The sequence below is a fragment of the Streptomyces longwoodensis genome (assembly GCF_001514125.1).
Lineage (GTDB): Bacteria > Actinomycetota > Actinomycetes > Streptomycetales > Streptomycetaceae > Streptomyces > Streptomyces longwoodensis.
This window is the reverse complement of sequence record NZ_KQ948550.1, coordinates 436,118-450,925: the sequence shown is the minus strand read 5'-3', so window position 1 is coordinate 450,925 and position 14,808 is coordinate 436,118. Positions and strand designations below refer to the sequence as shown.

Below are 14,808 nucleotides of genomic sequence, written 5' to 3'. Positions count from 1 at the left end.
GGAAACCGCCAGCGATCACGCCGCCGCGTAGCTCGCCAGGAACAGATCTTGCGCCCGCTCCACATCCCTCGGCGTACGCAACTGCACCTCCAGATCACCCGTCCCGTGGTGACCGAGACCGGAGACATCCCGGGTGAATCCCGGGACAAGGTCGACGTCCTTCGGGTCCACCTTCAGGTAGACCAGCAGCTTGCTCCGCTGCGGCGGACAGAGGCAGGCGAAGTTCCGCAGCCGCTGGTACGCCCGGTACGTCTTGCGCTCGACGCGGTTCACACCGCCCCCGAGCCCGAGCAGTGCCTCATCGACCGCGCTCGCCAGCTCAACCATCGACGCATCCTGGACGTCGGCTGTCGCCCGGGCAACCGCCTGGCGGCGGACTCGGCGTGCCACCTGCATGCCGCCGCTGCCGGACGCCACGGACTCAAGCCCGAGCAGGTCACTCCCGAAGAGTCGGTAGCGAACCAGGTCGATCGACCGCCGGTGCTCGTGCACGGCGTGCACGTCGTAACGCGTGAAGTCGCCGGCGATACAGATCAGGCGAGGGCTGCTCCACAGGACCTGGGACGCGGCCCTCATCCCGAGCCGGTCGCGGACCAGGTGCTCGAACTCGGCACGGTGGTCCATTAGCCACGCCAGGTAGAAGAGGCCCTGGTTGATGACGCCGGCGTCGATGCCGCGCTTGTACTCGACGATGACCGGCGATCCGTTCTCGTCCAGCCCGAGCGAATCGATCCGGCCCTTGTGGACCGTCCCGGTGCCGTACTCACTCGCCAGGAAACGGACGCCTAGCAGCGTCTCCATGTGCGCCTCGACGAGACCCTGCACATCTGCCTCGACCTCAACAAGACGCGGCATGACCTCGCTCACGCCACATTTCGATGCGTCCGTCCGGAACAACTTCAAGCCGACCACTCCCGTTGTCGCATATGAGATGGACAACGTCGGACGGGCAGAGATTTGTTTCCGCAACCGGCGCGAGTCACGTGAAGAAGGTGTGCCGGATGCCCGATCAACTGGGTCAGCTGCCCCGGCGCGCAGCACGCAGGTCGGTGGTACCCGTGATTCGTCGGCGTCCAGCACGAATCCAGCACAGTGCAGGTGCGGAGTTGAGGCAGGTGACGAGGGGTCAGGAAATCCAGCACCTATCCAGCACGGTGAAAACTAAGGGGCCTGACCCCGAAGAGCCAGACCCCAATTGACCTGCAGTGGTGCAACGGGCGAACTGCGACCCATGCAACAACCAACTCATCCGTGGTAACCGTTCGTCACAGTGCTGGGCAATGCTGTGAAGTGCTGGACTCTGCCGACTCCTCTTCGGTGCCTCACGCCGTCAGAGTGAGCCCCTCCACGGCGAGCGAGGCAACATAGCCCCAAATCGCCGGTTAGCCAAACCGGCGATAACGCGGATTATTGACGGTCACCGCGATGACCGGCGCATGCGGTGTCCGTAGGCCCGGCACGGGCTACCCGCCAAGACGAAAGTAATCGGAATGCACACGCAGATCGAAGAGACTCTGGGCCCTCGCTATAGCCCCGCTCACATCCGCGCCACCTGGGACGGAACGGGGAGCGTGGAGGACGCCTCAAAGGCGCTGGGATTCTCACGGGCCAAGGGATACGACCTGATCCGCAACGGGCAGTTTCCGTGCCGTGTGCTACGCATCGGCCGTAGGACGCGTGTTGTCACGGCGTCTCTACTCCGCGTCCTCGAAAGCGGAGATCCGGAGTATAACGATGCGCGCGCCGGATGCCGCCCCACGCACTAAGCCAGCTTCGACGAGGCTCCGCTTCCGGCGGGGCTTCGTCGTTCCAAGCGCGCCCTTTCACTACCCCGCTCTGAAGGCAGGCTGGCCAGCCGAGTCACCGTCGCTGTCGTACCCCCACGCTACGGTGTCATCATCTTCGGTGAAGACGATTTATGCGCTGACCAGGCAGGACAGCACAGCGTCGCAGCTCCGGCACCCCCGGCAAGATTCGATCCCACTCCCAAAGCGGGTGTTGCAGTTTGTTGATGAGTGCCCGGAGTACCGGGGGCGCGCCAGGCGACATGAGTCGGTCCCGGTAAGACGTGCGCCTGGCAGGCAGACGACGGGGGTGCGCCTGCCCACCGTGCACCAAGCACTCGTTCAATGGGGGAGCGAGCGCCACTGGACCTCACGGTCTACTCGGTACAGCGCACCACGAATCCCCGGTGTACACCGGACACTCCGCTCCCGCGTCAGCTGGGCTATTGCGGCTGCTGGCCGTTGGCGCGTACCGTCGCCTGGCCGCCCTGTCGGGGGCGGCCAGGCCGTCCGATCGGAGGACGATATGGCCCTCAGCAAGATCGCCCAGGAGTTCGCTGCCGAGATCCGGAACCACGACTGGTCCGATGCCCCCTGGCGGCTTGACCGAGCGGGTCACAGCCGCGCCAGCGACTCCAACTCCAAGCTCACCGAGCGGGCCCTGACCGACGACGAGGCACGGCGCGTCAAGACCAACGCGATGTGGGTCACCGCCCAGGTGCTCGGATACAACGACCCGAACTTCGATGTCTACGAGTTCGCCGAGGCATGCGGGGTCAACACTCGCAACAGCCGTGGCGGCAAGAACGGTGGCATCGACGCCGGCCTGCGAAAGGACGCATACGGGCGGTTCATGCGTCCTGGCACCTGGAAGTTCGATGACGAGTTCGTCACCACGGCGACGAGCGACTTTTACCACGCCGGCACGGACTGCGACTGGTTCCGGCGGGGTTACCGCGGTGGCGAACTGCTGAGGTTCCCCACCGATGGTGAGGTACCCACGCAGTGGGAGCGATGCGGTCACTGCCTGCCCAGTGAGTCCTGACTCCCTTACCAACAATGGGTCTTACGGCCCGGGGACCACAAGCCTCCTATAGGCGACCGTAGGCGTCACCGGCCGCCAAACGGCTCCTCGCGCCTGCCCTGTTCGACGATGCGCCCGGCCTCCATGGCGAGATGGTGTCCGCGTCGCGGATCGTCGACAACCTGTGGGCGATGACGACGCCGGTGCGGCCGGTGCGCAGGCCGGCCATGGCGCGGTGGGTCAGGACTTCGGTGCGGGTGTCGACGGACGACGTGGCCTCGTCCAGGACAAGGATCGACGGCTGGATGAGGACCGCGCGGGCGAGTGAGCAGTTGGCGTTCGCCCGCGCTGAGGCGTCTTTCTGATCAAGCTGCGGGGTGGCACCGCAGGCGGTGACATATCCGCGCCGTCGCGCCTAGGGTGCGCTCATGCTCGACGACGCGACCGTTCAGCAGGCCACAGCCGATCTACTCTCCACACCGCACCCCCTCAGCCGCGCGACTATCGCCCTGCCCACGACCGCAGGGGTGTACGCCTGGTGGGCACCGCCCGAGATCCTGACCTCCTTCCCCGGCCCGGTCAACTCGTTCGATCCTGGACGGCGACTGCTCTACCTCGGCAAAGCCAGCCGGCTGCGCTCCCGCGTCGCCTCCAACCACCTGAGGGACTCCGGACGGTCCACCCTGCGTCGAACCCTGGCAGGACTCCTTATGGCCGCCGAGAGCTACCGCACCACTTGGACCGACCGCGTCGTCCTGGTTCCCGAGGACGAGCAGCGCCTCACCCACTGGATGCACCACCACCTCACCCTCACCTGGACCGAGCGCCCCCAACCGATCCCGCTGGAGAAGGAACTGATCTCCCAACTGCGCCCGCCGCTGAACGTTGAGGGAACGGAGCATGGCGACTCCCGGGACCGTGTCAAACAGGCACGAGCCTTCTACTACGCCAGTGCCGGCCCCCGACCGGACAAGTAGCCGACGTTCGCGGAGCGGCCCGCAGACGCAAGGACTGGCAGAGAGGGACTGCCAGGTCATCATCCGCAGACGCCCAGTCCGAGAGACAACTCTCGGCTGGCGGCAGCCAGGCTTGCGCCGATTACGGGAGCGAACAATCCGTTTCAATCGGACGCTGCCCGGAGCATACGTGCGTTCAGCACTGACCAGGAGAAACTGCTCGAATAATTCCTCTACGGCGAGGATCATGGCGGGATGGCTGCGTACCTGTACGACCGGCTGGTGACGGAGGACGAATACCGCCAGCGCATCCGGCGGCATCGTCCCAGCTCACTGTTGCCTCTGATCGCCGCTGCGGCGGCGCGCTACAGCACACCAGAGCGGCCACAGCCCTGGCTGGAAAGTCCCTCTCTGAAGTACACGCCGTGGGCGCTGGCTGACGCGGCCCGTGTCAGCCTGGCCTACGGCACCGAGCACCTGCGCTCCGAAGCCACCGAGCGCGATCTACTGGAGATCCTGGCCGCGTACTCCAGCCTGAAGGAACCGACCCTGCATGGCACCGACGAGGACGCGGTCCGCCTGAGGGACTTTATGATGCGCCTGGGCGGCGAACAGATGGCCTTCCAGGCCCCGGAGTTCGCCAGTCTCGCCCGTACCGCGGCGCTGTACCTACACACACGGTTCCCTGCACACCGCCAGCCCCGCTGTATGGTCTCCGGCTGGGACACCGAGGTATTCGGCTGCCCGCTGCCCGACTACGTCGGCACCGCGCAACTGCTGTGGGGATGCGCACTGTTGAACGCCGGGCGATTCGATCCCGCGCTCTACGACAGCCCGGACGGGGAAAAGTTCGACCGCACCGTCAGCCGAGACACCGTCCTACGCGTCATCGAACGGCACTTCGCCACCGACGTGGCCTCCGTCAAAGCAGCCGAGAAGCACACCACGCAGAACCTAGCGAGAGTGGCCGGCGGCAAAGCGGCCCAACTGCGGCGCTTCACGTACAACCCGCTGCTCGGCCGGCCCGCGGTCACCGGCTTAGGACCCGGCCTGCTGTGCCCCTCCCCCCAGCTGGTCTGGCGCAAAGCGACTCCGTCCGGCATCTACCACACAGGACGCGAGCACTTCGGACCCGACTTCCTCCAGGAGACCGGCTATCTCTTCGAGGAGTACGTCGGCCGCCAGCTCCGCCTGATACCGGACGTCGATGTCATCTCGGAGATCACGTACCGGGTCAAGCGGAACGAACTGCAAAGCGTCGACTGGTTCGTCGTCTTCGACGACCTGGTGCTGCTCGTGGAGGTCAAGTCCATGATGCCGACCGAGAACGCCCGCCTCGGCCTGGAACTTGGCGTCGCCGAGACCGACAGCAAACTCGCCCGCGCTTTCCGCCAGGTCAACGCCACCTCGGCCCAGATCGACCAGCGCCATCCGGCATTCGCCGAAATTCCGACCGACCGTCCACGCCAGGCACTGATCGTCACCCTTGAACCGTTCCCCGTCGCCAACGCCAACCTGCCCCACCTCAACCTGCCCACCGCCGACATCCCGACAACGGTCGTCGCAGCCCACGAAGTCGAACGCCTGGTGACCCTCACCGACACCACACCCAGCTCTCTACTCCTGGACCGGGCGGCCGACCCCGAGCGCTCCACCTGGGCACTCAACGAATGCCTGAACGGGCACGAGAACTCCCTCAACCCGATCCTCGTCCAGGGATGGGCGTCCTACCCCTGGGCCAGCGGCCGACTGGAACCGGGGCCCAGGACCGTCCTCTGAACTGTGGCGACGGAGCAGTTGGGGCCGGTGGCCTGGCTCGCGGAGCGGGCTCACGAGTACGGCTGCACGTCCTGTGCTCCTGTTGGCTCGACTTCCCTGGGGAGCCTCCGCCGATCAAGCGGCACGGAGACGTAGGTATCCATGCCCGCTGTGGCCAGGGGATGGAGGGGAGCCGTCTCAAGATCGCCGTGCAGGCGCAGCAGTACATGGTCGTCACCGACCAGGCAGTCGGTGAACGGAAGGGTGCGGGACAGGAGGCGGGCGAAATCGTCGCAGGCCGCTCGGATGTCCACCTTGTCGAGGCCGAGCCAGACGTGCAACGTGCCGTCCTGAACCGTCAGCTCGACGTCGATGCGGGTGCCGGCTGCCTCGGCGGCTTCGCCGCACCACGTCAGGGTCTCGTCCAACGCGCCCAGGTGGACGGGAAGCGGACGGAAGACGTCCTGACGCATGTCATCGCGGACCGTGACGCCGGTGGCCGGGGCCTGGTCGCGCCACCAGCCCTGCACGATGTCTCGGACCGAGGCGGCCTGCGGCCCGCTGCTGAGCGCTCGCCGCACGGCGTCCGCCGCGTTTCGCCGGACCACGCTCGCGGCGTCGGATCCGGGGTCTGCGCCCATGCGGCGCAGGAGCGAGCCGGCCCCGATTCGCGTGTCATCGAGGACCTTCCGGTAAAGCTCGCGCAGCGCATCCGGTACGGCCGGGCCGTCCGGTCCGAGCAGGAGGCGGACGCGTTCTGCCCAGGCAAGAAACGCCTCGGTATCGCCGGTGGTGAGGAGGTCGGTGCCGAGGTCGCCGCGGGCGAGCATCCGGGCGCGCTGCCGTTCCGTCGGCCGGCCCAGGCCATCGAGCTGAGCCCGCAGGAGGAAGACGAGCAGGTCCCGTTCCGGGACGGGAAGATCGTCGACGGCACCGTTGACGGGCGTGGCGAGGATATCGAGGACGGCCTCGGCGGTCGCCTTCTTCGCCTCCGGCTTTCCGGGAGTTCCGGGCAGACGCTCCGTCCACTGGTGGACCCGACCCTGAACGTCCTGCAGCCTGATCGTGGCGGTGAAGCTCTTCAGGTGGTCTGGCCCCGAGACGTCGTACGTGTACTCGTGGTCGATGCCGTATGTGGTGGCCATGGTGGCAAGGATGGTCACCGGGTCGTGCTGGTGTTCCAGGCCGGTGAGCCAGTCGTCGAGGATGGCGGGCCGGCGCCTCAGCAGCCGAGGCCCGTGGGTGCGCCAGGCCGCGGCGACAACCGCCTGGGTGGCGTCCGACACCGCTGCGCGGCTCTGTCCGCTCTCACCGCGACTCGTCAGCAGCCCTTCCGCGAGCTGGAGGGTCGCACCGAGCCGGGCGGTGTCGTCGTCAGAGACGGTCAGGATGCGTGCCTCGTCCTCGTCGGGGGTGAGGCTGTGTGCGAGGACCTGGCGGACGCGGATGTGGGCGGCAAGGTGGTTCACCACGTGCGAGCCGTGGTGGGCGAGGAGGTGGTTGTCGCGCTGGCGGGCGGCGGAAACCGCCGCCTGGTTCTCGTGGACCCAGGAGGCATGGGTGAGGGCCTGGGCGAGGAGCCCGTCCGCGCGATGGCCGAGTTCGAACATGGCCGCCAGGTCGCTCACGGCGTCTCTGTGCCGGTTGCCCGTCTGCGCGTAGGGCAGAGGCGACGCGGCCGGCAGGGTCGCGGGTGCCACCTTCCGCTCGGCGCCCGCCGAGGTGGCCACATGCGGGTATGCGTCGAGCAGTGCTCGTGCCGCCGCTGCCCGCGCCGCCTTCTTGGACTGGCTGGTGCCCTGTGCCGTGCGGCCGGTTCCGGTGCGGACGGTGGCGCGGAAGACCTTGCGGTGGTCCGGGCCCTCCTCGTCGTAGTCGTAGGTCAGTCCTTCCTTGTGGAAGGCCGTTTGCGCCAGGGTGACGGGATCGGCTCCGGTCTCCACGGACGGGCGGTCGAGGTCGGGCCAGACGGAGGCGACCAGTCTCCGGGCGATCTCGTGCTCGCCACAGAGGCTGAGCACGCCGAGGATCTGCCGGGCCACTCCTTCGAAGACGGATCTGGCGGGTTGCTGCGCCTCCCCCGCGCCCATGCGAACCAGCCCCTGCTTGGCAGCCCACGCGCCGAGCGCGAGGTCGGCGGCGGCGCGTCGCCGGGCGTGTTCGCTCGACTGTTCGCCCGCCTTCCGAGGCGTCGCCCATCGCACGTAGGCGTCGAGCAGTATGACGTCGAGCGCGGTGGCGCCGAGCCGGTCGAGCAGGCCGAGCACGTGCGGTGTGACCTGGTCGGCGTGGTGGCTCTCGTAGAGGTGACTGCGGTGTTCGGCGGCCAGGCCGAGCCAGGCGGTGACCTCGGCGTCGGCGTCCCATCCGCGCACGGCCTTCCCCACGGCCTCGCAGACCTCTTGCCCGCAATTGCCCACCAGCGACACGGGCGGCTCGCACAACGCCAGGTACGTGACGTCGTGGACATCGAGTCGCCGTTCGGCGCGGGAGTACGGTCGGACCGGCTCGGGCGACGGACGCTGTCCGGCCGCAGGCGGGCCTGACCGCGCGGGCCGGGCCGGTCGGGCGACTTCTGGGGGTACGGTCCGGCCCCGGCGGGTGGACGTCGGGCGCTGGTTGGCAGGACGCGAGACGGTGCGCCGAGGGGCCTCCTGCACCCTCCGCCCGCCGGTCGGCGGTGTGCCGGACCTGCCGTCCAGGAGGTTCTGGAGTTCGTTGGTGAGCCAGGAGGGCAGTCCCGTTGGGGGGTGGCCGCCGTCGAAGAAGTCGCCGGCCAGGTCGATGCAGTACGCATACCGCTCCCACTCGTATTGGCGCGCGTGCTCCTGACCGAGCGTGCGCAGCGCCGACCGCATGCGCGCATACGGCACCGTCTGGCCGGCCAGTTGGTACGACGTCCGGTTCCGCGCGGCGTCGATGGCGAGCGCGATGCGATGCACGGGTGTCGGCGGCGCAGTCTCGCGCAGCGACACGATGCCGACCCAGCGGTTCATGGCCCTCCCCCTGCCGGGTGACGCGGCCCTGCCCGGCCACAGCACGCGCTCCCAGATGGCGTCGGTACAGTGCCCCGGTGCTTGCGTACAGGCGGGCAGCCTGCCCCCGGTCCTGCTGTCCTTCCTCCCGCCGCGCCTCCCGGGCTCCCGGTGATCACGGCGGCACTGGCTGGCCAGCGTATGCCGCCGAGCAGAGGTTCGGGGAGGGTTCACCCGACACGGATCGTTCCGTATCGCTCGCAGGATGAGGTGGCGGTCCGCCAGGGGCAGGGGCGCGGCCTGCGGGCACACGGACAACTCAAGGAGAGCTCCGGCTGTGGCGACTCCCGCTGACCGGCATCACGTGGTTGATCCGATCAAGCGGCTCTTCCCCGTCCGTTGTCACACCCCAGTGCCACAATGCTCTGAGCGTGACGGGCGCCCTGGTGACGAGGTGCCGTGACGTGTAACCGCCTCGTTGTCGGGGAGGATTGCGGCTTGGAAGCAAGGGGGCAGAATGAATCCGCCGGTGCTGGCTTTCAACTTCCTGCCGGTCCGCTTTTCAGCGGACGACTTCAAGGGTGGGCTGATCGAATTCGAGTCACCCGAGCAACTCGCTGACCTCCGAGCCAAGCTTGGCGACAGCCACGTGGTCGCCAAGACACGAACAAACATCGCCTGCATTCCCGTGCAGGCCGACACCGACGTCTACGGCACCCCTACAACGTTCCGGACACGCGATCACCGGTCCCTCACCATGCGTCTCGTCCAGGAGGCGTTGCTCCGGTCGGTGCTGGGATGGGGGTACAAGGTGCGTCGGCTTAGCCCACCGGCGTTCGTCTCTCGCCTGGCGGGCAGGGATCTGCTTGAGCCTTCGGTCCGCGGCCGGCGTCAGGAGGCCCTCGGAAGGCTCCACGTCTATCCGGAATACCGGCTGGACAGCAGGACCATCGGTCCCTCGAACCACCCTGGTGTGATCGTCGGGGTGAAGAGCCGCTACGAGATCGATATGACAGTGGACGAGTTGATCCACCAGGGCCTCGACGTACGGGGGCGCTACGTACTGAGCGAGGACGCGGCGAGCACACGCGACCCGCGCATGGATCACCACGCCGCCCGGCAGGCGGTCGGTGCTGTCGACCACGTCGACGGCACCGACCTGGTACTGCGCGATGCCCCTGGGGTGACCCGAATCTCTGCCAGCAACGCGTGGCTGGAGAGCCGACGGGAGACCTTCGACGACGTGGTCCGTGCCCTGGCCGGAGCCGACAGCTCCAGGATTCTCAAGGAACTGGACCAGAAGACGTTCGATTTGCTCGGGGCCTTTGGCCGCTACGAGGGTGCGGTCAGCATTGCCAGCCGCTTGGAGCGACTCGGCCAACTGCAGGTGGCCGGTGACCTGTCCGTGGCCATCGAGCCGCCAGTCGGATCGAGCAGCGGCAGGAAAGTGAGCGGGACTTACTACCAGTCCCCGACGTTCCAGTTCGACCAGGCCGGAGACAAGACGAGCCGGTCACCCGACCGCGGCCTGGACGAATACGGCCCGTTCGACGTGGAATTCTTCGCGAAGAAGAAACCGAGGATCGCCGTCATCACGCCCCGCGCACACAAAGGCGTTGTCGAGAACTTCCTATTTAAGTTCCTTCACGGGATCCAAGGAGAGAGGACATTCGGCCTCGGGTTCATCCGCAAGTATCACCTATCCGGCTGTGACGTCTCCCTGCACCCCTTCGACGGGGCCACGACCGATGCCAACGCTTACCGCGAGGCGTGCCGGAGGGCACTGCTCAGCGGGGACATCGACCTGGCCATCGTCATCACCAGCGAGGATCAGGCTCATCTCACGGGCGACAACAGCCCGTATCTCGTGGCGAAATCAGCCTTCATGGGACAGGGCGTCCCCGTCCAGGACGTGAGAGTCGAAACGGTCCGACTGGGTAAGCTCGCCCACCCGCTCAACAGCATTGCCCTGGCCTGTTACGCCAAGTTGGGCGGAATCCCCTTCGTGATCGCCGCTCCACGCTCACTCACCCACGAATTGGTCATCGGAATCGGAAGCGCGCACGTCAAAGAGAGCCGACTCACCGCGCCGGAACGAGTAGTGGGCATCACCACCGTGTTCAGCGCAGACGGCAACTACCTTCTCTCCAACACGTCCCGGGAGGCCGACTACGACGACTACCCCCGGGAACTCCTGCGCTCCCTGACAGAATGCATCGACGCGATCAAGATCCGTAACGCCTGGCAGAAAGGCGACGAACTGCGCCTTATCTTCCATGTGTTCAAACCGCTCAAAGACATTGAGGCCGCTGCGGTCAAGGAGCTGGTCGAGCGCCTCACCCGGACGTATGCCAAGGTCGAGTTCGCGTTCGTGCACGTGAGCACCGACCACGACTGGGCCATGTTCGACCGGGCCAGCGCGGGAGTGAACCGGGGGGCCAGCGGCCGGGCAAAGGGGCACTATGTGCCGGAGCGTGGCCATGCCGTGCCCATCGGCCAGCGTGAGCTGCTCGTGGCTGTCAGCGGGCCCATGGATCTCAAGAGCGCTCTGCACGGTGCCCCCAAGCCGCTCCTGCTCAAGCTCCACCGCCATTCGACCTTCACTGACATCGAATACCTGGGACGGCAGGCGTTTCGGTTCACAGCGATGTCCTGGCGGAACATGTATCCGTCACGCATCCCTGTGACGATCTTGTACTCAGACCTGATCGCCGAGTTGCTCGGACAGCTGCGCCACGTGCGGAACTGGAACGCCGACGCGGTCGCCACCAAGCTGCGCTCCAGCCGGTGGTTTCTGTGACCGGGACCGAAGAACCCGGAAGAGCCACACCCACCGGACACCTGTTGGCCGCGCAGACCGCCCGCCTGGAGGAATGCATCCGACAGGCGAACGCGCCCGGCAACCTCGACGGTCTGCTCGCCCATCACATCCTGAGCCGACGACGCCTCAGCTTCGACTGGGACGTCAACCCCTTGGCGCCGGCATGGATCGCCGACAACGAGCACCGCTTCGCCCACTCTCACGGCCTGGCCGTCCTCGGCTACGGCCTCGCCGGATTCTCCTCAACAGCCGCCTCCCAGGCGGCTGCCCGGAAACACCTGACCGCTGGCCTGCCTGCCCTCATGCGGAAGAACCCGTTCCAGGACGATGGGGTCACCTTCGTCAACGATCCCAGGCAGATCATCGGACTCGCGCTCGCCGTCAACACAATGCAGGATGACATTCCGCAAGCCCGCACATGGCTGGCCGAGGTCCTCCAAGACCCGAAGCTACGCCCTGCCAACATCCTCCTGAGCCTTTTTCAAGAACACGCCCGGCGCATCCTCGGCACCACAACCGCCGCCGTTGCGGTGGACGCCTGCAGCATCCGCGATCCGGTAGAAGCCGCCTGTATTCACTGGCTGACCGTCTCGGCCAGAGACAGACGCCTCGCGGACCAAGACGAGTTGCGGCGACTGCAGTCCCGGCTGCTCAGCGACATCCTCCTGGCCGATACAGGGCAGCCAACCGCGCCTCGGGCAGCGCTACTCCTTGAGGCCACCGCCCAGATAGTCACCGCCAGCATCGACGAGACTCTCCTGAGCCGCACCCATGTAGGCGTGCTCCTGAGTCGTTTCGAGGCTGCGATGCGGCAATGGCGCTACGACGGTGACGACCTCGACAACCCCATCAAATGGCCCATCACCTCGGAACGCGAGATCCAGAACATCCTCTGGCTCATGCTCCGGCCCGTATTCGACGACCTCGTCGAGGAAGAAACCCTCCGAAGGCTCGGCCACAGCACCTACCGCGCGGATTTCGGCATCCCTTCGCTCGCTCTGCTCATAGAGGTCAAATACGCGCGCAAGGCCGCCGATTTCAAGACCTTCGAGAAGGAGATCTACGATGACTACATCGGCTACCTTGCCGGAAACTCGCCCTACCGGCAGATGACCGTCTTCATATACGACGAGTCCGCCTCCGTCCAGGAACACGACACCACCCGCAACGCTCTCCTAAAACTTCCCAACATCACCGATGTGATCATCGTCTCCCGTCCCAGTCACATCCCGAAACCCAAACGATCGCCACGACGACGCAGTAGGAATCAACAGGCCGACGGCGCTCCCGATGCGTGACCCAGGCATACGAAGGGGCATGTCCAGCTTCGCATTCGCACCGGCCTCTGTCGTTGCGATGGCCCTGAACCTGTCGGCGTGTGCCCGAACACGTCTACCTGATCACGAGCCTGACGGTTCACCAGGCGCACACTGCTGACCTCATGCGGAACGCGTTCGCGGGCATTGAGCTATCGAGAATCGGGATCACCACGTCAGGGGCGTGACGTTCGGAGCGGACGCCTCGCAAGTACGCACGGCCAGTGCGCCGCGGGCGATAGCCGGTCCGCAGGCTGCTCGGGCAGGGGTGCAGCATCGTGGTGCTCGTTCAGGTCCAAACTCGCCTCCTTCTCATCGGCATAAGCATGGCTGCCTGACACATCCATGCCAACATTCCCCCGCAAGAGGGCACTCGGGCGGCACCTAATTGACGAGCGCGGACTGTGAGGGCATTCATGCAGGTCAACGACCTGCATCGGCAAGACGCCGCAGGTCACGGCGTTGGCTGGTCCCTTCCGGGACATCTGACCGGTAGGGCTCAATATGTCTGCCCTTATCGTCGCCCGCCCTCGGTGCCCCATCAGCCTCCGCATGCGCCTTCCCCTCACTCCACCTCAGGGCTCAGCTCGTCGCGACCTCGCCCTGCCGGCCTTCGACCGGTGTGACCGCCGCCCACTGCCGTCCAGAACCGTGCCTCCCGGCGAGTGCAATCGCAAAGTAGGCGCACCCTGGAAGCGTGACAGGACGCGGACCGCGTGATGCGCCGACCGCATCGTGCGCGCCAGCGCAGCTGATCTCACGACGAAGCCGCGCCGGAACGTTCCGGCGCGGCTTCGTCGTCTTACGGCTCCGTGCAGTGCTCCCGTCAGGAGGGGCCCGGCGGGGCCTCGCCCTATCACTGACGCCCCTATAACGCGGGGGCAAGGGAGACCGGTCTGACCAGGTTGAACACCTCGCGGGCGGCATATCGCTTGAGGCATCGGATGATCTCGCGTCGGGTCTTGCCTTCCTGGGTGCGGCGTTCGTAGTACGCCTGGGTGCGCGGGTCGTGACGCAGCCGGGTGAAGACGATGCGGTGCAGGGCGGCGTTCGCTTGGCGGTCGCCGCCATGGTTGAGCCGGCGCGTGCTCCGGCGGCCGGAGGAGTACTCGATGGGGCTGACTCCGCAAAGGGCAGCAAAGGATGCCTCGGAGTTCAGCCGCTCGGGGTTGTCTCCCATGGTGATCAGGAGCGTGACGGCGCTGTTCGGGCCGATGCCCACCGGTTCGAGTAGCTGTGGGGCGTGGCGTTCGACGAGCTCGGTCAGGCGTTGGTTCAGCTCATTGATCTGCCTGGTGAGTTGTTCGATGCGCTCGGCGAGCATGCGCAACGTCAGGTGGGTGGCCTGGGTCACCGCGTCCTCGTCTCCCTCACTGTCGGGTGGGCTGAGGGTCGCGCAGGTGCGGAACAGCTCGGCATTGCCCAAGGTCGACAACCGTTCCCGCAGGGCGGGGTCGGCGATGACCAGGACGGCCTTGAGCTGGTTGATCGCCTGGGTGCGGGCCTTGACCGCGGAGTCCTTGGCGAGCTTGAACAACCGGGCACTTTGCACCGGACCGTCACCGGACTTGGCCCGGGCCCGGGCGCGACCGCTGAGCACGGCTCGCGCGGCAGCCTGCGCGTCGAGCGGGTCCGACTTCCCGAGCAGGCGGCGTGCCGAGCGGTCGGGCCGGTTCACTTCGAACACCTGGATCTGCTGGGCCAGCAGGTAGCGGGACAGGCCCGCGCCGAAGGTGCCGGTGCCCTCCACACCGGCCCGGCGCACCGTCCCCCGCTTACGGGCCCACACGAGCAGCTGCCGGTAGCCAGCCGCCGTCGCCGGAAAGGACTCCGTGCCCGAGATCTTCCCGAGCGGGGAGACCACGGCGGCGACATGCACCTCGCCGTGCGTGTCCACGCCCAGAACGACCTCGCGCCGAACGGGCGGATCCGTGCTCGAGGAGGTGCTGCGCTCTCTGGTCGTCATGGTGGTTCGCCTTCCCGCGGGTGACGTGCTGGGTGGACGGCACCGACCCGCTCGGGCGGTCTGAACCGTGATGGCGCCTGAAACTCAGCAAGGCCCCTATTGGGACACGCCCCTGTGGCTCGGTACCTGCAGGTGCCGTCCCGCAACGACAGTCGACACGCCTGTGACTGGACACTTGGGTCATATATCTCATGAGTCAGACCCCCGC

General features: G+C 66.8%; 10 protein-coding genes. 7 read left to right on the top strand and 3 right to left on the bottom strand.

The genetic code is table 11. From position 1 onward, the window contains the following. Positions 1–15: 15 nt before the first annotated feature. Positions 16–912: a DUF5655 domain-containing protein gene (locus AQJ30_RS06860; protein ID WP_067229931.1), complete on the bottom strand. Its 897-nt coding sequence runs from the start codon at positions 910–912 to the stop codon at positions 16–18. A 578-nt stretch (positions 913–1,490) separates the two neighbouring features. Here AQJ30_RS06860 and AQJ30_RS36630 point away from each other — a divergent pair. The 5 genes from AQJ30_RS36630 (at position 1,491) to AQJ30_RS06840 (ending at position 5,543) form a co-directional block, all read left to right on the top strand. Further along, a complete protein-coding gene (locus tag AQJ30_RS36630) occupies positions 1,491–1,766 on the top strand; it encodes a helix-turn-helix transcriptional regulator (protein ID WP_079083883.1) in 276 nt (91 codons plus the stop codon). A 544-nt stretch (positions 1,767–2,310) separates the two neighbouring features. Then, complete coding sequence (locus AQJ30_RS06855; protein WP_067229928.1) at positions 2,311–2,829, top strand: hypothetical protein; 519 nt, start codon at positions 2,311–2,313, stop codon at positions 2,827–2,829. A 131-nt stretch (positions 2,830–2,960) separates the two neighbouring features. Further along, positions 2,961–3,173, top strand: a complete 213-nt coding sequence (locus AQJ30_RS39740) for a hypothetical protein (RefSeq protein ID WP_067229926.1) — start codon at positions 2,961–2,963, stop codon at positions 3,171–3,173. A gap of 63 nt (positions 3,174–3,236) precedes the next feature. Then, positions 3,237–3,785 carry a GIY-YIG nuclease family protein gene (locus AQJ30_RS06845; protein WP_067229923.1) on the top strand — a complete coding sequence of 183 codons (549 nt, stop codon included), beginning with the start codon at positions 3,237–3,239 and terminating at the stop codon, positions 3,783–3,785. Positions 3,786–4,019: 234 nt separating this feature from the next. Continuing rightward, entirely contained in the window at positions 4,020–5,543 is a 1,524-nt protein-coding gene (locus AQJ30_RS06840) for a hypothetical protein (protein ID WP_067229921.1), read from the top strand. A 50-nt stretch (positions 5,544–5,593) separates the two neighbouring features. On the opposite strand, the gene AQJ30_RS36625 is transcribed toward AQJ30_RS06840, so the two are convergent. Further along, a complete protein-coding gene (locus AQJ30_RS36625; RefSeq protein ID WP_159052297.1) occupies positions 5,594–8,518 on the bottom strand; it encodes a putative dsRNA-binding protein in 2,925 nt (974 codons plus the stop codon). A gap of 496 nt (positions 8,519–9,014) precedes the next feature. Here AQJ30_RS36625 and AQJ30_RS06825 point away from each other — a divergent pair, with 496 nt between their 5' ends. Together AQJ30_RS06825 and AQJ30_RS06820 are read left to right on the top strand one after the other, a co-directional pair. Further along, positions 9,015–11,297 (top strand): argonaute/piwi family protein, encoded by a 2,283-nt coding sequence (locus AQJ30_RS06825; RefSeq protein WP_079083882.1) that lies wholly within the window; start codon positions 9,015–9,017, stop codon positions 11,295–11,297. A 44-nt stretch (positions 11,298–11,341) separates the two neighbouring features. Further along, positions 11,342–12,616, top strand: a complete 1,275-nt coding sequence (locus AQJ30_RS06820) for a PD-(D/E)XK nuclease domain-containing protein (protein WP_067229913.1) — start codon at positions 11,342–11,344, stop codon at positions 12,614–12,616. Positions 12,617–13,502: 886 nt separating this feature from the next. Here AQJ30_RS06820 and AQJ30_RS06815 read toward each other — a convergent pair. Next, the gene (locus AQJ30_RS06815; protein ID WP_067229911.1) at positions 13,503–14,600 is read right to left on the bottom strand and encodes an IS110 family RNA-guided transposase; all 1,098 of its coding nucleotides are present in this window, start codon (positions 14,598–14,600) and stop codon (positions 13,503–13,505) included. Positions 14,601–14,808 lie beyond the last annotated feature (208 nt).